Origin of the sequence: Streptomyces alboniger, assembly GCF_008704395.1 — a bacterium.
GTDB lineage: Bacteria > Actinomycetota > Actinomycetes > Streptomycetales > Streptomycetaceae > Streptomyces > Streptomyces alboniger.
In genome coordinates this window covers 7,203,659-7,223,593 of sequence record NZ_CP023695.1, presented here as the reverse complement: position 1 = coordinate 7,223,593, position 19,935 = coordinate 7,203,659, and the positions used below count along the sequence as shown (strand labels likewise).

Below are 19,935 nucleotides of genomic sequence, written 5' to 3'. Positions count from 1 at the left end.
TCCCGAGGGTGAGGGGTTACAGCCCGTCCGGCGTTCGAGGACGAGCGCGAAGCGCGATCTGCCGAGGTCGTACCGGCCTAGCCGACCTCCTCGGGTGAGACCACTTCCGAGATGCCGCGCGCGGCGAGATGCTCCGCGTCCGCCACCCGTCCGGCGAGGACGACCGCGGGCCGCACCCCCTGCGCCACGAGGCGGACGTACGCCTCGAACACCGCTCCCCCCGGCGCACACGCCGAGCGCCGCGACAGGGCCTCGTCCACGACGAGCGCGGTGGCCCGGGGTGCCGGCGCGTACGTACGCCCGCGCCGCTCCTCGGCGATGCGGGCGACGGCCTCCCCCGCGGGCTTGACCCGTCCGTCGTTGGTCAACAGGCCGAGGCTGTACTCCAGTTCAGGAAAGTCCGCGAGGTCGCGTGAGACGTCGTGGGAGCACCACCACGTCACGCCCCACACGTCCTGGCAGTCGAGCGCGGCCTCGATGGTCTCCTCGGTGAAGGCGGCCGCGTGCTCGGCGGGGATCAGCGGCGCGGGCGCGCCGACCTCCTGGAGCCAGACGGGGCGGCGCGGGTCGAGGGCCCAGGCCTTGGCCAGCTCGATCATGTACGCGGCGTGGGTACGGGTCGCCGTGCCGGTGCGCCCGTGGCGCTGGGCCGTGCCGTTGAAGACCCAGGAGTGCACGGCGGTGGCACCGCCGAGCCGGGCGGCCTGCGCCGGGGTGAAGGGCTGGTCGTCCTGGTACCAGGCGGCGTCGTACTCGGCGTGCAGGTGGAGCCTGCCGGGAGCGCCTTCCTCGCAGGCGGCCAGGACGGTGGTGAGCCAGGCGTCGGCCTGCTCGGCGGTGATGCGGTCGGGGTCGGGGTGCGGCCCCGCGGAGAACTGGTTGATCTCGTTGCCGATGGTCATGCCGATGAAGTTGGGCCGGTCGGCGAGCGCGGCGGCGAGCGTACGCAGGTAGTCGGCCTGCCCGGCCACGACGTCCGGGTCGGTGAAGATGTTCCGCCGGTGCCAGGTCTGGGTCCAGGCGGGCAGGAAGTCGAAGCTCGACAGATGCCCCTGGAGGCCGTCGACGTTGACGTCGAGGCCCCGCTCGGCGGCGGCGTCGGCGAGCTGGACGAGCTGATCGACGGCGCGCGGGCGGATCAGCGCGCGGTTGGGCTGGAAGTAGGGCCAGATCGGGAAGACCCGCACGTGGTCGAGGCCGAGGGCGGCGAGCGCGTCGAGGTCGGTGCGCACGGCGTCGAGGTCGAAGTCGAGCCAGTGGTGGAACCACCCCTGGCTGGGCGTGTAGTTGGCGCCGAAGCGCGGCGTGCCCGAAGGCGCTGGAGAAAGCAATGCGGATCCTGGTTCTGGAGAAATCCGGGACGGTCCGGGGAAGTTCGGAGAAGTTCGGAGAAGTTCGGAGAAGTTCGGAGAAGCCCGGGGAAGTCCGGGGGGGGGAGGCAGCGCGGGTTCAGCCCTTGACCGCTCCTTCGCCGACGCCGCGGAAGAAGTACCGCTGGAGGCAGGCGAAGAGGACGATCAGCGGGAGCACGGCGATGACCGTGCCCGCGGCGACGAGGCGTTCGTCGTTGGCGAAGGTGCCGTGCAGATAGTTCAGGCCGATGGTGAGGGTGAACCGCTCCGGGTCGCTGAGCACGATGAGCGGCCACAGGAAGTCGTCCCAGGCGCCCATGAAGGCGAAGATCGCGACGACCGCGAGGGTGCCCTTGACGGCGGGCAGCGCGATCCGTACGAACCGCTGCCAGACGTTCGCACCGTCCACGAAAGCGGCTTCCTCGATCTCGTAGGGCACGTTGAGGAACGCGTTGCGCATCAGCAGGACGTTGAGCGCGGAGACGCAGCCGGGCAGCAGCACCCCGATGAGGGTGTTGTTCAGACCCAGCTCACGCATCGTCGTGAACTGGGCGATGATGATGCCCTCCACGGGCACCAGCATCGCCAGGATGAAGACGAGGGTGGCCGCCCTGCGACCGCGGTAGCGCAGGCGCGCCAGGGCGTACCCGGCGAGGGCGGCGCCCACGCAGTTGGTGACGACGTTGGCGGCGGCCACCTTCAGGGAGTTGAGGGCGTAGTCCCAGACGGGGATGGTGTCGGCGACCCGCCCGTAGTTGTGGAGGGTCGGGTCGGAGGGCAGGAACTTCGGCGGGGAGCTGAAGATGTCCTCGTGCGGCCCCTTCAGGGACGTGGACAGCTGCCACAGGAACGGGCCGATCATCAGCGCCAGTACGGCGAGCAGCAGCCCGTAGCGCAGGATGATCTCCCACAGGGGCATCCGGCGGCCGTTCTCGTCGGTGATCCGGCGGCGCGGCTTGGGGCGCGGAGCCGCCCCGGTGACCGGCGCCGGAACCTTCTCGGTGGTGCTCACGCGTCCTCCTTGCGGTCCGCGCGCAGCACGAGCAGCATGAGCGCGACGGTGACGACGAAGACGACGACGGAGATGGCCGACGCGTAGCCGACCCGGCCCGTCAGACCGGTGCCCGTGCGCTGCACCAGCATCACCAGCGTGGTGTCCTCGCCCGCGGGCCCTCCGGCGGGCCCCGCCATCAGATAGACCTCGGAGAAGACCTTGAAGGCGGCGACCGAGGAGAGCGCGCCGACGAGCACCATGGTGGAGCGGACGGCGGGCACGGTGACGCTGAAGAAGCGGCGCACCGCACCCGCGCCGTCGACCGCGGCGGCCTCGTGCAGTTCGCGCGGCACGTTGGCGAGCGCCGCGAGGTAAATGATCATGTAGTAGCCGAGGCCCTTCCAGACCGTGACGGCCATGGCGCTGAACAGCAGCAGCCACTGGTCGCTGAGGAAGCCGACCTTGCCGACGCCCACCGCCTCCAGGACGGCGTTGACCAAGCCGCGTTCGTCCAGCATCCACACCCAGATCAGGCCGACCACGACGATGGACGCGACCACCGGGGTGTAGAAGGCGGACCGGAAGAAGGTGATTCCGGGGATGTGCTTCTGGACGAGCATCGCCAGCAGCAGGGGCAGCAGGACGAGCGCGGGCACGACCACGAGGACGTACAGCGTGCTGTTGCGCAGGCCGATCCAGAACATGTCGTCGTGCAGCAGCTCCCGGAAGTTGGCGAGGCCCACGTACTCGCCGGGGATCAACGTCCTCTTGTCGGTGAAGGAGTTGTTCAGCGTGCTGACGAACGGATAGAGGATGAAGACGGCGACGACCGCGAGCCCGGGGGCGGCGAACAGCCAGGGACTGGTGGGCAGTTGGCGTCTGATCCGGACGGTACTGGTGCGGGTGCTGCTCTTCATGGCTGTCGTTCCCTGGTCATGGCTCGGCACGGGGCCGGCGCTCAGCTCTGCTTCAGCAGCCGGTCACACTGCTTGACAGCGTTGTCAAGCGCTTCCTCGGGACTCTCCTTGCCCTGGAGCGCCCTGGCGACCGCATTGCGCAGCTCGACCTTCATCTGCTCGCTGAAGAGCACGGGCGTGTAGTTCACCGCCGTCCTGATGGACTTGGCGGCGGCGATGCGGACCCGCGTCTCCTCCTTGCCGTCCTGCTTGGTGAAGTAGGGGTCGTCGAGGGAGCCCTGCGTACTGGGGAAGATCGCGACCTTCTTGGCGAACTCCATCTGGTGCTTGGCGTCGGTGACGAAGTGCGCGAAGGCGACGGCGGCGGGCGTCTGCTTGGTGCGGGCGTTCACCATCACGCCCATCACGTACATGTTGTCCTTGCCGGTGCTGCTGATCTGCGGAGTGATGCCGATGTTCTTGTAGAGCTTCGGCGCCTCCTTCTTGAACTTCTCCAGGTCGAGCGCGCTGCCGGGGTTCATGGCGACGGCCTCGGTGAGGAACTTCTTGCCGGTCGACTCCGGTGTCGCGGTCAGCGCCTGTCCGTCCAGCGCCTTGGCGTCGTACAACTTCTTGTACTCGGTGAGGAGTTCGACGCCCTTGGCGTCGTTGAAGGTGAAGCCGGTGCCTTCCTTGTTCATCAGCGGTACGCCGTAGCGCCCGAAGTCCTCGATGGTGGGGACGTTGGCGAGCGTGGCCACCTTGCCGTCGCTCTTCTTCGCGAGCTGGACCGCCTGGTCGAAGAGCTGGCCGTACGTCTTCGGCGGCTTGTTCTCATCCAGGCCCGCCTCCTTGAAGAGGCGCTTGTTGTAGAAGAGCGGCCCGGTGTTCAGATACCAGGGGAAGGCGTACGTGCCCTCGGTGCCCGGTATCTGATGGCTCTTCCAGGCCCCGGGCAGGTACTCCTTCTCGTACTTGCCCGCGGCCTTGTCGAGGTCGAGGGCGAGGCCGGCCTTGGCGAGCGGGGCGACCAGGTCCGGCGAGACGTTCACGACGTCGGGCAGCGTGCCCGCGGCGGCGTCGGCGCTGATCTTGTCGGCGTAGCCCTCGCCGGGCTGGTCGACCCACTTGACGTCGGTGCCGGGGTACTTGTCCTCGAACTCGGCGACGAGACCCTCGAAGTAGGGCTTGAAGTTGGCCTTCAGATTCCAGGTCTGGAAGGTGATCCTGCCTTCGATCTTGCCCGACGCGTCCGTGGAACCGCCGCCGTCACCTCCGTCGCCGCAGGCGCTCAGCGGCAGGAGGACAGCGAGGACGGCGCCGGTGGCGACCGCTCTGCGGGAGATACGGGAGATACGCACGGTGAAACGGCTCCTTTGCTCGGCCCAGCGCGAGACGGCGATGGCCACGGCCGTCCGAGCCGCGCGAGCCACGCCGAGGCAGACCCTGCATCCAACCGCCGTACAAAGTCAATGGATTTGATAGACCGATATCGAAGATCCCGCCATCTCCCCACCAACACCCCAGGTCAGACGGCTGTGTTGAGAGTCTTGCGGTGAATGACTAATGCGCTTTAGAGTCTGGTCGCTCAAGCGCTTTAGTATGCGGGCGCCACGAAAGGGGCTACGGGTGCAAGGCAAGCGGTCACCGGCACGCCGGCCGACCATGAAGGACATCGCGCGCCGGGCCGGGGTCTCCGAGAGCGCCGTCTCCTTCGCGCTCAACGACCGGCCCGGCGTCTCCGACATCACCCGCGACCGGGTGCGCAGGGTCGCCGAGCAGCTGGGCTGGCGGCCCAGCACCGCGGCGCGTGCCCTGTCCGGCGAGGGCTCGGCGACGGTGGGCCTGGTCGTGGCGCGGCCCGCCGCGACGCTGGGCGTCGACTCGTTCTTCCTGCAACTGATCTCCGGGGTCCAGGAGGTCCTGGCCGAGCGGCACTTGGGGCTGCTCTTCCAGGTCGTGGAGGACGTGGCGGCCGAGTGCGCGGTCTACCGCCGCTGGTGGGCCGAGCACCGGGTGGACGGCGTGCTGGTGGTGGACCCGCGTACGGCCGACCCCCGGCCCGCGCTCCTCGACGAGCTGGGGCTGCCCGCCGTGGTGACGGGCGGCGTGCCCGACCCGGACGCGGGCCACGCGGGCCTCTCCACGGTGTGGGCGGACGACGCGGGGGCGATGGCGTCGGTCGTGGGCCACCTGCACGCGCTCGGGCACCGCCGCATCGTGCACATCGCGGGCCTGGAGGGGCTCGCGCACACCGAGCGCCGCATGCGCACCCTGAGCGCCGAGGCTGCGAGCCGGGGCCTATCCGGGGTGCGTTCGGTGCCGACCGACTACTCCGACGCGGAGGGCGCCGCCGTGACCCGGCGCGTCCTGGAGGCGGCCGAGCCGCCGACCGCCCTGGTGTACGACAACGACGTGATGGCCGTGGCCGGGGTGGCCGCCGCCTCGTCGCTGGGTTTCGTCGTTCCGGACGACGTGTCGGTCGTGGCCTGGGAGGACTCGGCGCTGTGCCGCATGGTGCACCCGTGGCTGACGGCCCTCTCCCGGGACACCGTGGCGTTCGGCCGCACCGCCGCCCGCGAACTGCTCGCCCTCCTGGACGACGGCCCGGCGGCCACCGTGCAGGTTCCCTTGCCCCGGCTCATCGAGCGGGAGAGCACGGGGCCGGTGCGCGGGGCCTGAGTCCGGGCCCGCGGGGCGGCCCATGGGTCGGGAACAGGTCATGCGGCCGGGTGCGCGGGGTCGCAGCCGGCCCCTCGGGCGAGGAAAGTGGACGGGCATGCGCGCTCGCGTCGGCGGAAGGACACGGCACATGGCGGACCACTCCCCCACCGTCGGTGTCGAGGAGGAGTACTTCCTCGTCGACACCGCACAGCGCACGGTCGTCGCGGCGGCGCCGCGGGTCCTGGCTCGCGCCAGGCCGGAGCTAGGGGACCTGGTCACGGGCGAGGCGTCCCGGTACCAGGTGGAGGGCAGGACACCCCCTTGCGGGACTCTGGGGGAGCTGCGTCAGGAGCTGCGGCGGGTACGCCGCGCCGTGGCCACCGCCGCGGCGGGCGAGGGTTCGCGGCCCGTCGCCTCCGGCACTCCGCTGCTGGGCATGCGGGCGCCGATCCCGCTCAACGGCGACGCCCACTACCTCGCCCAGCTCGCCACGTTCCGGTCGCTGTACGACACGTTCGCCTTCTGCGGGCTCCACGTGCACGTCCAGGTCCCCGACCGGGACCACGCCGTCCTGGTCAGCAACCATCTGCGGCCGTGGCTGCCCGTCCTGGTGGCGATGGCGGCGAACTCGCCCTTCTGGGACGAGAGAGACAGCGGCTACTGCAGTTGGCGGACCCTGGGGGCCACGCGGTGGCCCGTGGCGGGCCCGCCGCCGTACTTCTCCTCGGCCGCCCACTACGACGCGCTCGCGTCCGCGCTGCGGGAGACCGGCGCGACCCTCGGTGAACGCTCGCTGTACTGGGACGTGCGGCCGTGCGCACACCTGCCGACCGTGGAGATCAGGGCGATGGACGTCCCCACGTCCGTCGAGGAGGCGGCGGCCTTCGCCGTCCTCGTACGGGCACTGGTCGTGCAGGCGCTGGAGCGGGTGCGCCGCGGGGACCCCGGACCCGCCATGGACGACGCGCTGCTGCGCGCCGCGTACTGGCGGTGCGCCCGCGACGGTCTGACCGGGCACAGCCTCGATCCGCGGACCCACCGCCTCGTGCCGACCTCGCACCGGCTCCGGGAGCTTCTCGCGTACGCCCGGCCGGCCCTGGCGGAGCGCGGGGAACTCCCCCGGGTGACGGCGGTCCTGCGGCACCTCATCGCACACGGCGGCGGCGCCGAGCGCCAACGCGCCGTCCACGCCCGTGCGGGCAGCCTGCGCGACGTCGTCGACGACCTGGCCGACCGCACGGCCGTGAGCCCGCGTCAGTGGCGGCGCTCTCCTTCCCCGGTCGGCGGCCCGGGCGGCCACGGCAGTTCGGCGAGCAGCGGCAGGAGCGATGCCTCCTCGTAGTCGAGGTGCCGGGTCAACTCGTCCGTCATTCGGGCCAGTTCGGCGCGGAACCGCTCGGGGTGCGTGCCGTGGACGTCCGCCAGGAGCGCGGCGAGTTCGCCCTGGATACGGGCGACCGCACGGTGTTCCTCGGCGAGGCGGTCGAAGGTCTCACGCAGCTCGGGGTGGTGACCGGCCATCACCGGGAAGAGGTGCGCGTCCTCGCTGGTGTGGTGGAACTCCAGGGCGTCGCAGAAGGCCAGGCAGTGCTGGCGGATCTGCAGGCCGAGCCCCGGCGCCGGCGGCGCCCCCGGCCCGCGGTGCGCGGCGAGCGCCTCGAAGTACGCCTCGGTCTCGTCGCGTACGTGCGTGAGCTGGCCGCGCAGCCAGAGGTGGACCTGGACCATCTTGTCCGCGAGGCTCGCCGCCTCCTCGGGGATGTCCGCCGCGTGCGCGGGGCGCTCCAGGACGATGACCGGCAGGGTCCGGCTGGTCTGCGTCTGGTAGTCGCCGTATCCCGGTTCGGCGGCCACCACGCGCTCGAAGAGCCGGTCGCGGCGCTCGCCCTCGGCGGGGACGGCGATCGCCTCGAAGGTGGCGGTGCCCAGTTCCACGGTCACCGTGGGGTGGGCCAGGATGTTGCGGTACCAGTCGGGGTGGCGCGGCGCGCCCATGTTCGATCCGACGAGCAGGATCAGCCCGCCGTCACGGACGAAGCCGAGGGGGGTGGTGTGCTCCTTGCCGGACTGCGCGCCTGTGGTGGTGAGCAGGAGGAGTTCGCTGCCTTCGAAGGGGCCGCCGACCTTGCCGCCGCGGGCGCGGAACTCCTCGATGACGGACTGGTTGAAGGGTGTGGGCATGACGGTGTCAGATCTCCGTACAGGGTGTCAGGAACCGCGTCGAGCGCGGTGAAGGTGAGGGAGCGCCACGCGAAGAGGGCGTGACGAGGAGCGCGCGAAGACGCGCGGATCAGGCGAAGGCCCTGGGGTGTGAACTCACGACGTGTTCATCGGCGTCGTCCTTGAGTGAAGGTGCTCGCCCGATCGCCGACCTGCCCACTTCTCTTTGGTCGGCGCCACGCGGCACGCGCCCCATTACAGTCACCGGCTCCCCATCTGTCAACGTCCGCGTGAATCTCCCGGCCCCTGCTGGGTACTGGCGTGAGATGGCGACGGGGGCGGACGGCCGTGGAGGGGACGGCCGCTCGCGCCGCGGGGAACACCGGCCCGCCCGCCACGCCATCGGGAACGGGCCTCCCCGAAACGCCTGTGCCCCCCGCCGAGAGGCAGGGGGCACGGGGCGAAGCGGACGGACCGGAGAGGTACCGATCAGTCGATACCGGGGAGGATGTGCGGCTCGGCGAGGTCGTCCTCGTAGCCCGCCAGCCGGATGGGGGCCGCCTTGGCCCATGCCTCCAGGTTGCGCAGCTTGGGGGGTCTACCGGCCCGCTCGCCGCCGCGTTCCGCCGGTCGCTTCTCCTGCTTCGTCAGTTCTGGTGCCACCGCGCACTCCTTTGTGTCGCGTAACGGAAAGGCCAAGGGCAGTTCGGTCGCGGTGGCGCCGGTGTCTGGCGGGACCGCGGCCGTGGTCGCCGGCCAGTCCCCGGGGTGGCCGAGAGACGTTTGTGGATCTCTCGTGGCCACCCGTTCGACCTAGGTTAACCAAATGAGCGCGGCCGTGCTCGATGGAAGCTCAAGGCTGGGTAAATTCCGGACACCGAAGCCCCGGCCGGGTGCCTGGGGCCACAGGGGCGCAGGTGACAGGGGTGGACGTTGAGCCGTTCGGGTGCGCGGGCCGCCCGTCACGCGGCCCGCCCCCGCACGCCTGCTACCACTTACCGGGCGCGTAGTCCTTGAGGAAGACGCCGAACAGATCCTCGCCGGCCTGGCCGCGGACGATCGGGTCGTAGACGCGTGCCGCGCCGTCGATCAGGTCCAGCGGGGCGTGGAAGCCCTCCTCGGCCAGGCGCATCTTGTCGGGGTGCGGACGCTCGTCGGTGATCCAGCCGGTGTCGACCGCGGTCATCAGGATGCGGTCCTTCTCGAACATCTCCTGCGCGCTGGTGCGGGTCAGCATGTTCAGGGCGGCCTTGGCCATGTTGGTGTGCGGGTGGCCCGCGCCCTTGTAGCCGCGGCCGAAAACGCCCTCCATGGCGGAGACGTTCACGACGTACGCGCGGCCGTCCTCGTTCGCCGCGGCGGCGGCCGCCATGGCGGAACGCAGGTGGCTGATGAGGATGAACGGCGCCGTCGAGTTGCACAGCTGGACTTCGAGCAGCTCGATCGGGCCGACCTCCTCCACCGTCTGGATCCAGCTGTTGGTGTCGTGCAGGTCGGGCACCAGGCCACCCGCGTCGATGGCCGTACCAGCCGCGATGCGCTCCAGGGACGCCGAGCCCGTGACCAGCGCGAGTCCGGTGACGTCGGCGGCGGTCAGCGCGCCGCCGCCGGGGACGGGCAGCGCGGCCACGGCGCCGGAGCCGAAGGTGCCGATCACCTCGGAGGAGGGCAGTTCCCCGGCGGGCAGCGGGGCGGACTCGGCGGCGACGAGTTCGCTGTAGGCCTGCGGGGAGCGGCGTACGGTCTGCGCGGCGTTGTTGATCAGTACGTCGAGGGGGCCCTCCGCGGCGACCGACTCGGCGAGCGCGACGACCTGGGCCGGGTCGCGCAGGTCGATGCCGACGATCTTCAGGCGGTGGATCCACTCGTCGCTGTCGGGCATGGCCTTGAAGCGGCGGATCGCGTCGCTCGGGAAGCGCGTGGTGATGGTGGTGTGCGCGCCGTCACGCAGCAGCCGCAGCGCGATGTACATGCCGATCTTGGCGCGGCCGCCGGTGAGCAGGGCGCGCTTGCCGGTCAGGTCGGTGCGGGCGTCGCGGCGGGCGCGGTTCTCGGCGGCGCAGTTCTGGCAGAGCTGGTGGTAGAACGCGTCGACCTCGACGTACCGCGTCTTGCAGGTGTAGCAGGAGCGCGGGCGCTGGAGTATCCCCGCGATCTCGCCCTTCGCCGAGGAGGAGGGCAGCACGCCCGCCGTCTCGTCGTCGATGCGGTCGGCGGAACCGGTGGCCGTGGCCTCGGTGACCGCCCGGTCGTGGGCGGTCTTGGCGGCGCGGCGCTCCTGGCGGCGGCGCTGCTTCACCGTGCGGTAGATCCCGGCCGTGGCACGGCGGACCGCGATCGCGTCGGGGTGGTCGACGTCCAGTTTGTCCAGCTCGTCGAGCACGCTGAGGCAGACGGCGAGACGGTCCGGGTCGATGCCGGGACCGTACGCGACGGTCTCCTCCTGGCTTTCGTCTGTCACCGTCATCGCCGCTGTCCTCGTGTCATTCCGTGCCGCGGCGTGCCTGGCCGTCCGCGGAAGCTCCCAAAAGCGGAACTTTACGTAGCTCCGGCGCCCACTACCAAACTCGCGGCCCGCGCGCTCACTGGACCAGCTGTCCCTTGCCCAGCGCGATCACTCCGTTCCGCGACACCGTGTACAGCTCCTCGTCACGCTCCGGATTGACGCCGATGGTCGCCCCGGGCGGCACGTCGACGTTCTTGTCCAGGACGGCGCCGCGCACCACCGCGCCCCGCCCCACGCGTACGTTGTCGTGCAGCACCGAGCCCTGTACGACCGCCCCCTCCTCGATGGTCACGCCGGGCGAGAGGACGGAGCGGGTGACCTGGCCGCGGATGACGCACCCGGGGCTGACGATCGACTCGCCCGCTATCCCGCCCGCGCAGAACTTCGCGGGCGGAAGGCCGCTCGAATGCGTGTAGATCGGCCAGCGCCGGTTGTCCAGGTTGAAGACGGGGTGGTCGGAGATCAGGTCCATGTGGGCGTCGTAGTACGAGTCCAGGGTGCCCACGTCACGCCAGTAGCCGTGGTCGCGCGGGGTCTCGCCGGGGACGTGGTTGCCGTCGAAGTCGTACACCTGGGCGAGGCCGCGCTCGGTGAGCATCGGCAGGATGGAGCCGCCCATGTCGTGCGCCGAGTCCTCGTTCTCGGCGTCCTGCTGGAGGGTGTCGACGAGGGTCTTCGTGGTGAAGAGGTAGTTGCCCATGGAGGCGAAGACCTTGTTCGGGGCGTCCGCGAGGCCCGGCGGATCGGTGGGCTTCTCCAGGAAGCTCTCGACGCGCGTCCCGTCGCGGGCGGGTGTGATGACACCGAAGGAGGACGCGTCGGCGCGGGGCACCCTGATCCCGGCGACGGTCACGGCGGCGCCGTTGTCGATGTGCTGCTGGAGCATCTGCCGCGGGTCCATGCGGTAGACGTGGTCGGCGCCGAACACGGCGATGTAGTCGGGCTGTTCGTCGTGGACGAGGTTGAGCGACTGGAGGATGGCGTCGGCGCTGCCCAAATACCAGCGCGGGCCGAGCCGTTGCTGGGCGGGCACGGGCGTGACGTAGTTGCCGAGCAGGCTCGACATGCGCCAGGTCGTCGTCACGTGCCGGTCCAGGGAGTGCGATTTGTACTGGGTGAGGACGCAGACGCGCAGGATGTCGGCGTTGACGAGATTGGACAGGACGAAGTCCACGAGGCGGTACGTCCCGCCGAACGTGACCGCCGGCTTGGCCCGGTCGGCGGTGAGCGGCATCAGCCGCTTCCCCTCCCCGCCCGCGAGCACGATTCCGAGCACCGAAGGTCCACCGCGCATACCAGCCCCCTACCTGTCGGCCTTGTTGGCCATGTCGGCCTTGTCGGCTATCTGTCGGCGTGCAGGATCTCCTCGTACACCTCGACCGTGCGCCGGGCGACCGCGTCCCAGCCGAACTCGCCGAGGGCGCGCCGCCGTCCGGCCGCGCCCATCGCCCCGGCCCGCGCCGGGTCGGCGAGCAGTTCGTCGAGGGTCCGCCCGAGGTCGCGTTCGAAGCCCTCCGGGTCCTTGTGCTCGTAGGGGACGAGCAGCCCGCTCACGCCGTCCTGTACGACCTCGGGGATGCCGCCGACCCGCGAGGCGACGACGGCCGTACCGCACGCCATCGCCTCCAGGTTGACGATGCCCAGTGGCTCGTACACCGACGGGCAGACGAACACCGTGGCGTGGGTGAGGAGTTGGACGACCTCGGGGCGCGGCAGCATCTCGGGTATCCAGTGGACGCCCGCGCGGCCCCGGCTCAGCTCCTCGAAGAGCACGCGGAACTCCGCGTCGATCTCCGGGGTGTCGGGGGCTCCCGCACACAGCACGAGCTGAGCGCTACTGTCCAACTCGCGTGCCGCGCGCAGCAGATGGGGTACGCCCTTCTGCCTGGTGATGCGCCCGACGAACAGGACGTAGGGGCGCGCGGGGTCGATGCCGAGCCGCTCCAGGACGTCCGTGCCGGGGTCGGGGCGGTACAGCTCGGTGTCGATGCCGTTGTGCACCACGTGGACCTTGGCCGGGTCGACGGCGGGGTAGCAGGCGAGGATGTCCTCGCGCATGGCGCCGGAGACCGCGATCACCGCGTCGGCGGACTCGGCGGCGGTGCGCTCGGCCCAGCCCGACAGGGCGTATCCGCCGCCCAGTTGCTCGGCCTTCCACGGGCGCAGGGGCTCCAGGGAGTGCGAGGTCATCACGTGCGGGATGCCGTGCAGGAGCTTGCCGACGTGGCCCGCGAGACTCGCGTACCAGGTATGGGAGTGGACCAGCTCGCGCCCGGCGAGCGCGGCGGCCATCGCCAGGTCCACGGAGAAGGTGCGCAGCGCGTCGTTGGCTCCGTCGAGCGCGGGCCAGGGCCGGTGGCGCGTCAGCCCCTCGGCCGCGCCCTCGCCCGTCCCCCTGCCCCAGCAGTGCACGTCGAGGTCGACGAGGGAGCGTAACTCCCGGGCGAGGAACTCGGCATGGACACCCGCGCCGCCGTACACGTCGGGCGGGTACTCCCGGGTGAGCAGTCCCACTTTCACGCAGAACCCTCCGTCGTCCGCCTGATGTCGGCCGCGCTCCCTCATGGTCACCCAGACGACGCCCCGGGGGAAGAGCGCCGGGGCGGTCGTTCGAAGCAGCAGTCGCCGCATACGCCGCCGCCGGGGCACCGGTAGTAGAGACAGCAGCTGCGGCGCCGGAAGGCCGTGCCGCGCAGGGTGCCGGTGTCGCGCAGGTCGGGGTGGTCGAAGAGCGCGGCGGCCAGTTCCAGGGCCCTGGCCCCCACGTCCGCGCGTCCCTCCCGCGCCGCCCAGCCGTGCAGTTCGCGCGCGGCGCCCGCGAGCGCGGAGCCCGCGTTGCCCCACAGCAGCCCGGCCGAGATCCGGTACCGGGAGCGCAACGCGTCGGCGAGCGGCGCGAGATGGCCGTGCTGCACGACGTCCCGCACGGTCCCTGCGTCGGCGGGCAGCAGGCGTACGTCACCGAGCCACAGGTCGTCGGGCGAGGTGCCGTCGGCGTCCCAGCGCAGTTGGGCGAGATCGAGGTCGGGCACCGCGCCGTACAGCGCAGCGGAGCCGAGCCCCACGGACCAGAGCCGGGCGGCGAGCCCCAGCTGGGCCACGGACACGGCGATACGGTCCTCGGGGGCGCCGAGCCGCCCTGCGACCTTCCGCACGCGGAGGGTCAGCGGGTCCGGGCCGGCTTCGGCCGGGGGTGCGTACACCTGCGTGAACGGCGCGGCGGCGCCGGGCGCGGGCCCCGTGCGGAGGGCGAAGAAGCCGCCGACGGATGCCAGTTCTGCCAGGTTGATACGGGTAGTCACCAGAGCAGTACAGCAAGCCACCCGGCGGCCGCGTGCCCCGGGGTCTCCTCCTCTGCCCCTAGGGGGTACCCCGCCCTGGGGAGGACGCGGTGGGGGCCGTACTCCATCGGTAGTAGGAGCGATTGCCTGCTCAGGTACGACGACGTGAGGCGATTCAAGCGGCATCGTTGTAACCATGGAAGCCGACCGTTCGCCTCGCCGGGACCACCGGACGCACCGCACGCCGCGGAGCACCTCATGAGTGCCCTCGCGCTGTCCGTGCTGCTCTCCCTCGTCTCCGCCGTGGCGTACGCGGGCGGGGCGATCCTCCAGGAGCGGGTGGCGTCGACCACGCCGGACCAGCGGTACGCGCCGCTGCACCGCGGCGCCTGGTGGACCGCGATCGCGCTGAACGGCCTCGGCGCGCTTCTGCACGTGGTGGCGCTCGCCTTCGGCCCGCTCAGTCTGGTCCAGCCGCTGGGCGCCCTGACCATCGTCTTCGCCCTGCCGATGGCGGCCGTGTTCGTGCGCCGCCGGGCCGGGGCCACCGCGTGGCGCGGCGCGATCATGGCGACGGTGGGGCTCGCCGGACTCCTCTCGCTCACCTCGGCGTCCGGCCCGCAGTCCCTGGACAGTGCCGAACGCCTCATGCTGGGCCTGGTCACGGGTGGCGGCGTCCTCGCCCTGATGGTGGCGGCGCACGCGGTGCACCGGCACCCCGTGGTGCGCAGCGTGCTGCTGGCCTGCGCGGCCGGCGCGGCCTTCGGCATCGCCTCGGTCTTCACCAAGACGGTGGCCGTCGACTGGGAGCGGGATGTGGCGCTCGTCCGGCAGCTCCCGAGCCTGGCCGTCATCGCCGTGCTCGCGGCGGCCGGGGTGCTGCTTTCGCAGGCCTCCTACCGGGGCGCGGGGCTCGCGGCGCCGCTGTCGACGGTGACCGTGGTGAACCCGGTCGTGGCGGCGGCGGTCGGCCTGACCCTCTTCGAAGAAACCTTCCGCTACGGCGCCACGGGCACCGTCCTGGCGCTGGGCTGCGGCATCGTCGCGGCCGGGGGCCTGATCCTGCTGACCACCGAGCGGATCGCGCGAGAGACGTCGACCGCACCCGATCCGTGTCCCGCGGTCCGGGAAGCGCCACCCGTACGGCCGGAGCCCACCGTGGCCGAGCCGCGCCTCACCCCCGAGGCGCTGCCCGCCGTTCCGGCCCAGCCGACGGTGGCGGCGCGGGCGCACCGCGGGGTCCCGCACCGGCACTCCAGGCGCCGCGAGCGCATCGGATCGTAGGACGCCCGGGGCGGCGCCACGGCCTCAGATGCGTACGCCGCGGGCCCGCAGATAGGCGAGCGGGTCGATGTCGGCACCGAAGCCGGGCCCCGTCCGCACCTCGAAGTGCAGATGCGGGCCCGTGCTGTTTCCGGTGGACCCGGACCGGGCTATGCGCTGGCCCGCGCCGACCTTCTGCCCAGCTTTCACGGAGAGCGCGGACAGATGCCCGTACTGGCTGTACTTGCCGTCGGCGTGCCGTATGACCACCTGGTAGCCGTAGCTGCCGCCCCACCCCGCGGAGACGACGTGCCCCGCGGCGACGGCTCGCACGGACGTCCCGGTGGCCACGGCGAAGTCGACGCCGGTGTGGTAGCCCTTCGACCAGGAGCTGCCCGCCGCGCGGTAGGGCGTACTGGGGGACGCGGCGACGGGGGCGTAGGCGGCGGTGGACGCGGCGGGCTTGGCCTTCTCCGGGCGCGGCGAGGGTGTCTGCGGGGACCGCGGCTTCTCCCGCTTCTTCTCGGGAGCCTGCTTCTCGGGGGCCTTGCGCTCGGGGGCCCTGCTCGCTCCCGAGGCTCCCTGGGGAGCACGCTTCCCCTGGCCGGGTACGGAGAGCCGCTGCCCCGGCGTGATCAGGTCGGGGTCGTCACCGATGACCCGCCGGTTGGAGTCGTACAGCTGCCGCCAGCCGCCCCTGACCCGGCGCTCGTCGGCGATCCCCGAGAGGGTGTCACCGCGCACCACGGTGTACATCTCGGCCCTACCGGCGGTGGACTGGGGGGTCACTTCCGGCTTGACGTCCCTGACGTCCCGCTTGACCGGCTTGGCCTTGGCGCGGGCCGGGGCGATGTCGGGCGAGCCGCCGCCCCTGGCGAGCCCCGCCTTCGCCGAGCAGACCGGCCAGGCGCCGGGCCCCTGCGCGTCGAGGACCTTCTCGGCCACGGCGATCTGCTGGGCCTTGGTGGCCCGGTCTGCGCGCGGCGCGTAGGCCGTGCCCCCGTACGCCTCCCAGGTGGACTGCTTGAACTGGAGGCCGCCGTAGTAGCCGTTGCCGGTGTTGATGCTCCAGTTGTTGCCGGACTCGCAGGCCGCCACCTTGTTCCAGGTGTCGACGTCGGCGGCGCCGGCCGTGCCCGTGACGGTCAGCGGCAGGGCCATGCCCGCCCCGCCCGCCGTGACGGTAAGGGAGGCGCGGTTGATGCGGTTCGGCTGATACCGGCGATGCCGACCCCGTACGGCCATGGCGAGCCCCCTCGGACACACGTCATCACGGATTGCGCTCAGCGACACACGACAAGCCCGCAAGCTAGCCGGTCGGACCAATCCATGACAAGAGCCGGACGCCAGAGTTCTGTTGACCGATCAACCCCTTAAACAAGCCCTGGAGCCACCGCAGTTGGATTCCTCGCTGGTAGGGACCACCGCCCTCGTGATCGCGGAAGCAGTACACCTCCATCGAACGCCCGCTCCCCGCAAGGCCGTTGAAGGCAAGCCGCATGCCTCAGCCATACGCCCGTCCGGGAGGGGGCGGGGCACGCAGGCCCCGCCCCCGCACACCACGGTCAGGACAGCGGCCCCGGCTGAGGCTCGGGCGGCACCGGCTCGGGACCCGGAGGCTTGGGGATCGGCGAGGGCGACGGCTCCGGCGCGGGCCTCGGCTCGGGGTGCGGCACGGGGTCCGGGTCCGGGAAGGGTCCCGGCTCCGGGAGGGGCCCCGGCGGTACGGGATCAGGGAACGGATGGGTCATGACGATCCTCCAGCCAGTGTTTCGTCGGCTCCACCCCCGCCTACCCGACACCCCCGCCCCCAAGCCTGACACCATTTGCCGGAGCACGCCCCCGGCTACGTCAGTCGGCCCACGCCCCGCGGCCGCGAACGAGACCGAGGGAACGCCCCCACCGCCCCGCGGCCAGAAGCCAGCCCGCGAGCCGGGCGGAGGAGGACCCCCACCGGCCCGAGGCCGCCGTCGAGACCGGAGTGGACGTGGCGGTATGTCCGCCCGGAGCACAGTGGAGCAGCTCCGGCACAGCGAAAAGGCGCCGACGCCAAGATGGCGAGGACGGACATACCGCCGCGGCCCCGCCCCACCCTCGACCGAAGGCGCGACGGGCACCCCCACGCACCGCCGGTCCTACACGACTCCAGGCGCCCCACCCACGACAGGCGCCCGCCCACCACCCCACGCCGCCGCAACAACCGCGGCCGCCGCCTCCAGCCCCACCCGAGGACTGGAGAACACCCGCACCGCTCCCGCCGGAACAAGCCGCTCCGCCCCCGCCATGGAGACCTGCGCCAGCACGACCGCGTCGGCGTCGGCGTCCCGCACATCGGAGACCGCCCGCGCCACAAGCGCGAGGCACCCCTCCGAGTCCCCCGCCGCGAACCGCTCCCACGCCCCGTCCACCACGACGGACCGCACCACGGCCTCCCGCCCGGCCTTGCGCGCCTCCTCCTCGATCAACGCCACGGTAGGCCCCAGGGTGGACTCGACCGTGGCCAGCACGACAACACGCGGCCCGCCGACACGCGGCCCGCCGACACGCGCCCCGCCGCCGGACGCCCCGGCAGCGACGGCCGCAGCCGCCATAGGCCGATCGACCCGCACCACAGGAACCCCCACTTCAGGCCCCAGCGCCTCGGCAACGCCCCCGATGGTGGAACACGTGCACAACACGGCCGCCGCCCCTTCCCCGGCCGCCACCAGAGCGGCCCGCACCTGGGGGGTGACCGCGTCCGGCCCCTCCGCCCGAGCCCGTTCGAGCAGCGACTCCACCACGTGGTGCCGCAGCTCAAGACCCGGATGGTGCGCGTCGCGCAGCCCGTCGAAGACGGGGACATGAACGGACGACGTATGCAGCAGCCCCAGCTTCACCACTCCGTCACCCGAGCCGGGAGAGGCTCAGGGGGCTCCTCACGCTCTCCGGGTCACCCGGCACGCCCTCGCCCGGATCGGCCCCGAGGGCCACCATGCGGTTGGCCTCGTCGACATGCACGACCCGGGGCTTCAGCGCCCGTGCCTCGGCGTCCTCGACCTGGGCGTAGCTGATGATGATCACCTTGTCGCCGGGGTGGACCAGGTGCGCGGCCGCGCCGTTGATGCCGATGACACCGCTGCCGCGCTCGCCCTCGATCGTGTAGGTCTCCAGGCGGGCGCCGTTGGTGACGTCGACGATGTGGACGAGTTCGCCGGGCAGGAGATCGGCGGCGTCGAGGAGGTCCGCGTCGATGGTGACGGATCCCACGTAGTGCAGGTCGGCCTGGGTCACCGTGGCGCGGTGGATCTTGGACTTGAACATGGTGCGCAGCATCGAGGAACTCCCGGATTCGTGCTCCCTGCCCACTGTTCAGCGGGTCAAGGGCGGTCTTCACACCCAACGCCCCAAGCCTACGCAACACCCGAACGCACTGCTGCTGTTGGCAGGCTCACACCGATGTGGCTTTGCTGGGGGCGAATACGCGTCGCCAGGGACACGTCGCCGGGGACGAAGGGCGGCCGGCCGGTCGCCTTCGCATGAGGCCACGGCGCCGGGGAACCCGCGCGCCAGAAGCCGCTGAACCACGCGGCTTGCGAACCAACAGCCGCCGCGAGGAGAGAGTCATGCGGGCACTGACGTGGCACGGCAGGCGCGATGTACGGGTCGAGACCGTGCCGGACCCTGTGCTGAAGGAACCGACCGACATCGTCATCCGCGTGACGTCCACGGGCATCTGCGGCTCGGACCTGCATCTTTACGAGGTGATGGGGCCGTATCTGGACGCCGGTGACATCCTCGGTCACGAGCCGATGGGGATCGTCGAGGAGATCGGCTCCGGGGTGACGGAGCTGGCGGTGGGCGACCGGGTCGTCGTGCCGTTCAACGTCTCGTGCGGCGACTGCTTCATGTGCGATACCGGGCTGCACTCGCAGTGCGAGACGACGCAGAACCGCGAGCAGGGCATGGGCGCCTCACTCTTCGGCTACACCAAGCTGTACGGGCAGGTGCCCGGCGGGCAGGCGGAGCTGCTGCGGGTGCCCTTCGGCAACACGCTTCCCATCAAGGTCCCCGAGGGGCCGCCCGACGACCGGTTCGTCTACCTCTCCGACGTGCTGCCCACCGCGTGGCAGGCGGTGGAGTACGCCGCGATCCCGCCCGGCGGCACCGTGACCGTGCTCGGTCTGGGGCCGATCGGCGCGATGGCCGCCCGTATCGCGCTGCACCGCGGGGCGAGCCTGGTGGTGGGCGTGGACCTGGTGCCCGAGCGGCTGAGCCGGGCGTCCCGCGACGGCGTCAAGGCGCTGGACCTGCGCCGTCACGGCAAGGACATCGGCGAGGCGGTGCGCGACCTGACGAAGGGCCGCGGCACGGACGCCGTCATCGACGCCGTCGGCATGGAGGCCCATGGCGCGCCGCTGGTGAAGGCCGCGCAGTGGGGCGTGGGGATGTTGCCCGACGCCGTCGGTGCCAAGGTGATGGAGAAGGTGGGCGTCGACCGTCTGGGTGCCCTGTACGCGGCGATCGACATCGTCCGCCGCGGCGGCACGATCTCGCTCTCCGGTGTCTACGGCGGGGCCGCGGATCCGCTGCCGCTCCTGACGATGTTCGACAAGCAGCTTCAGCTGCGCATGGGTCAGGCCAACGTCAAGCGCTGGGTCGACGACATCCTCCCGCTGTTGACGGACGAGGATCCGCTCGGCGTCGACGGGTTCGCCACCCACCACCTCCCTCTGGAGGAGGGCCCCAAGGCGTACGAGACGTTCCAGGCGAAGGAGGACAACATGATCAAGACACTTCTCCGACCGTGACCGAACGAGGCCACGCCGAACACCTAAGCCAC

General features: G+C 71.5%; 17 protein-coding genes. 4 read left to right on the top strand and 13 right to left on the bottom strand.

The window, feature by feature from the left end; all coding sequences use genetic code 11:
- Positions 1 to 77 precede the first annotated feature (77 nt).
- The 4 genes from CP975_RS31760 to CP975_RS31745 form a co-directional block, all read right to left on the bottom strand.
- Positions 78 to 1,331, bottom strand: coding sequence for a glycoside hydrolase 5 family protein (locus CP975_RS31760; protein WP_055535061.1), 1,254 nt, complete (start codon positions 1,329 to 1,331; stop codon positions 78 to 80).
- Positions 1,332 to 1,449: 118 nt separating this feature from the next.
- Positions 1,450 to 2,364, bottom strand: coding sequence for a carbohydrate ABC transporter permease (locus CP975_RS31755; protein ID WP_055535059.1), 915 nt, complete (start codon positions 2,362 to 2,364; stop codon positions 1,450 to 1,452).
- Complete coding sequence (locus CP975_RS31750) at positions 2,361 to 3,263, bottom strand: carbohydrate ABC transporter permease (RefSeq protein ID WP_030793171.1); 903 nt, start codon at positions 3,261 to 3,263, stop codon at positions 2,361 to 2,363. The genes CP975_RS31755 and CP975_RS31750 overlap by 4 nt, the downstream gene beginning before the upstream one ends.
- A 41-nt stretch (positions 3,264 to 3,304) precedes the next feature.
- Positions 3,305 to 4,603, bottom strand: coding sequence for an extracellular solute-binding protein (locus tag CP975_RS31745; protein WP_055535086.1), 1,299 nt, complete (start codon positions 4,601 to 4,603; stop codon positions 3,305 to 3,307).
- 304 nt (positions 4,604 to 4,907) lie between these two features.
- Here CP975_RS31745 and CP975_RS31740 point away from each other — a divergent pair, with 304 nt between their 5' ends.
- Positions 4,908 to 5,924 (top strand): LacI family DNA-binding transcriptional regulator, encoded by a 1,017-nt coding sequence (locus CP975_RS31740; protein ID WP_199783176.1) that lies wholly within the window; start codon positions 4,908 to 4,910, stop codon positions 5,922 to 5,924.
- 130 nt (positions 5,925 to 6,054) lie between these two features.
- Complete coding sequence (locus CP975_RS31735) at positions 6,055 to 7,248, top strand: carboxylate-amine ligase (RefSeq protein WP_070321290.1); 1,194 nt, start codon at positions 6,055 to 6,057, stop codon at positions 7,246 to 7,248.
- Here CP975_RS31735 and CP975_RS31730 read toward each other — a convergent pair.
- From CP975_RS31730 to CP975_RS31710, 6 genes are all read right to left on the bottom strand, one after another.
- A complete protein-coding gene (locus tag CP975_RS31730; RefSeq protein ID WP_055535055.1) occupies positions 7,161 to 8,087 on the bottom strand; it encodes a nitroreductase/quinone reductase family protein in 927 nt (308 codons plus the stop codon). The two genes, CP975_RS31735 and CP975_RS31730, sit on opposite strands and share 88 nt — an antisense overlap.
- 468 nt (positions 8,088 to 8,555) lie before the next feature.
- Entirely contained in the window at positions 8,556 to 8,729 is a 174-nt protein-coding gene (locus tag CP975_RS35210) for a hypothetical protein (protein WP_167532762.1), read from the bottom strand.
- A 325-nt stretch (positions 8,730 to 9,054) separates the two neighbouring features.
- The gene (locus CP975_RS31725; protein ID WP_055535053.1) at positions 9,055 to 10,533 is read right to left on the bottom strand and encodes an SDR family NAD(P)-dependent oxidoreductase; all 1,479 of its coding nucleotides are present in this window, start codon (positions 10,531 to 10,533) and stop codon (positions 9,055 to 9,057) included.
- A 115-nt stretch (positions 10,534 to 10,648) separates the two neighbouring features.
- Positions 10,649 to 11,866, bottom strand: a complete 1,218-nt coding sequence (glgC, locus tag CP975_RS31720; protein ID WP_055535050.1) for a glucose-1-phosphate adenylyltransferase — start codon at positions 11,864 to 11,866, stop codon at positions 10,649 to 10,651.
- A gap of 47 nt (positions 11,867 to 11,913) precedes the next feature.
- Positions 11,914 to 13,092: a glycogen synthase gene (gene glgA / locus CP975_RS31715; protein WP_055535048.1), complete on the bottom strand. Its 1,179-nt coding sequence runs from the start codon at positions 13,090 to 13,092 to the stop codon at positions 11,914 to 11,916.
- Positions 13,093 to 13,139: 47 nt separating this feature from the next.
- Positions 13,140 to 13,877 carry a (2Fe-2S)-binding protein gene (locus CP975_RS31710; protein WP_425474340.1) on the bottom strand — a complete coding sequence of 246 codons (738 nt, stop codon included), beginning with the start codon at positions 13,875 to 13,877 and terminating at the stop codon, positions 13,140 to 13,142.
- A gap of 234 nt (positions 13,878 to 14,111) precedes the next feature.
- Between CP975_RS31710 and CP975_RS31705 the strand changes: the two genes are divergently transcribed.
- Entirely contained in the window at positions 14,112 to 15,137 is a 1,026-nt protein-coding gene (locus CP975_RS31705) for a DMT family transporter (RefSeq protein ID WP_246201695.1), read from the top strand.
- A gap of 24 nt (positions 15,138 to 15,161) precedes the next feature.
- Here the strand turns inward: CP975_RS31705 and CP975_RS31700 are convergent, their stop codons facing one another.
- The 3 genes from CP975_RS31700 to panD all read right to left on the bottom strand — a co-directional run bounded on the left by CP975_RS31700 (position 15,162) and on the right by panD (position 18,428).
- Positions 15,162 to 16,361 (bottom strand): transglycosylase family protein, encoded by a 1,200-nt coding sequence (locus tag CP975_RS31700; protein WP_150477614.1) that lies wholly within the window; start codon positions 16,359 to 16,361, stop codon positions 15,162 to 15,164.
- Between the two features lie 890 nt (positions 16,362 to 17,251).
- Positions 17,252 to 17,995, bottom strand: coding sequence for an aspartate/glutamate racemase family protein (locus CP975_RS31685; RefSeq protein ID WP_150477612.1), 744 nt, complete (start codon positions 17,993 to 17,995; stop codon positions 17,252 to 17,254).
- A gap of 4 nt (positions 17,996 to 17,999) precedes the next feature.
- The gene (panD, locus tag CP975_RS31680; RefSeq protein WP_030793199.1) at positions 18,000 to 18,428 is read right to left on the bottom strand and encodes an aspartate 1-decarboxylase; all 429 of its coding nucleotides are present in this window, start codon (positions 18,426 to 18,428) and stop codon (positions 18,000 to 18,002) included.
- Positions 18,429 to 18,718: 290 nt separating this feature from the next.
- Here panD and CP975_RS31675 point away from each other — a divergent pair, with 290 nt between their 5' ends.
- Positions 18,719 to 19,903 carry an alcohol dehydrogenase catalytic domain-containing protein gene (locus CP975_RS31675; RefSeq protein WP_055536354.1) on the top strand — a complete coding sequence of 395 codons (1,185 nt, stop codon included), beginning with the start codon at positions 18,719 to 18,721 and terminating at the stop codon, positions 19,901 to 19,903.
- Positions 19,904 to 19,935: the final 32 nt, after the last annotated feature.

Coding starts and splice junctions, on each gene's coding strand:
- CP975_RS31730 (WP_055535055.1), bottom strand. CDS start 8,087: ATGCCCACACCCTTCAACCAGTCCGTCATCGAGGAGTTCCGCGCCCGC.
- CP975_RS31700 (WP_150477614.1), bottom strand. CDS start 16,361: ATGGCCGTACGGGGTCGGCATCGCCGGTATCAGCCGAACCGCATCAAC.
- CP975_RS31740 (WP_199783176.1), top strand. CDS start 4,908: ATGAAGGACATCGCGCGCCGGGCCGGGGTCTCCGAGAGCGCCGTCTCC.
- panD (WP_030793199.1), bottom strand. CDS start 18,428: ATGCTGCGCACCATGTTCAAGTCCAAGATCCACCGCGCCACGGTGACC.
- CP975_RS31750 (WP_030793171.1), bottom strand. CDS start 3,263: ATGAAGAGCAGCACCCGCACCAGTACCGTCCGGATCAGACGCCAACTG.
- CP975_RS31705 (WP_246201695.1), top strand. CDS start 14,112: ATGAGTGCCCTCGCGCTGTCCGTGCTGCTCTCCCTCGTCTCCGCCGTG.
- glgC (WP_055535050.1), bottom strand. CDS start 11,866: ATGCGCGGTGGACCTTCGGTGCTCGGAATCGTGCTCGCGGGCGGGGAG.
- CP975_RS31735 (WP_070321290.1), top strand. CDS start 6,055: ATGGCGGACCACTCCCCCACCGTCGGTGTCGAGGAGGAGTACTTCCTC.
- CP975_RS31675 (WP_055536354.1), top strand. CDS start 18,719: ATGCGGGCACTGACGTGGCACGGCAGGCGCGATGTACGGGTCGAGACC.
- CP975_RS31725 (WP_055535053.1), bottom strand. CDS start 10,533: ATGACGGTGACAGACGAAAGCCAGGAGGAGACCGTCGCGTACGGTCCC.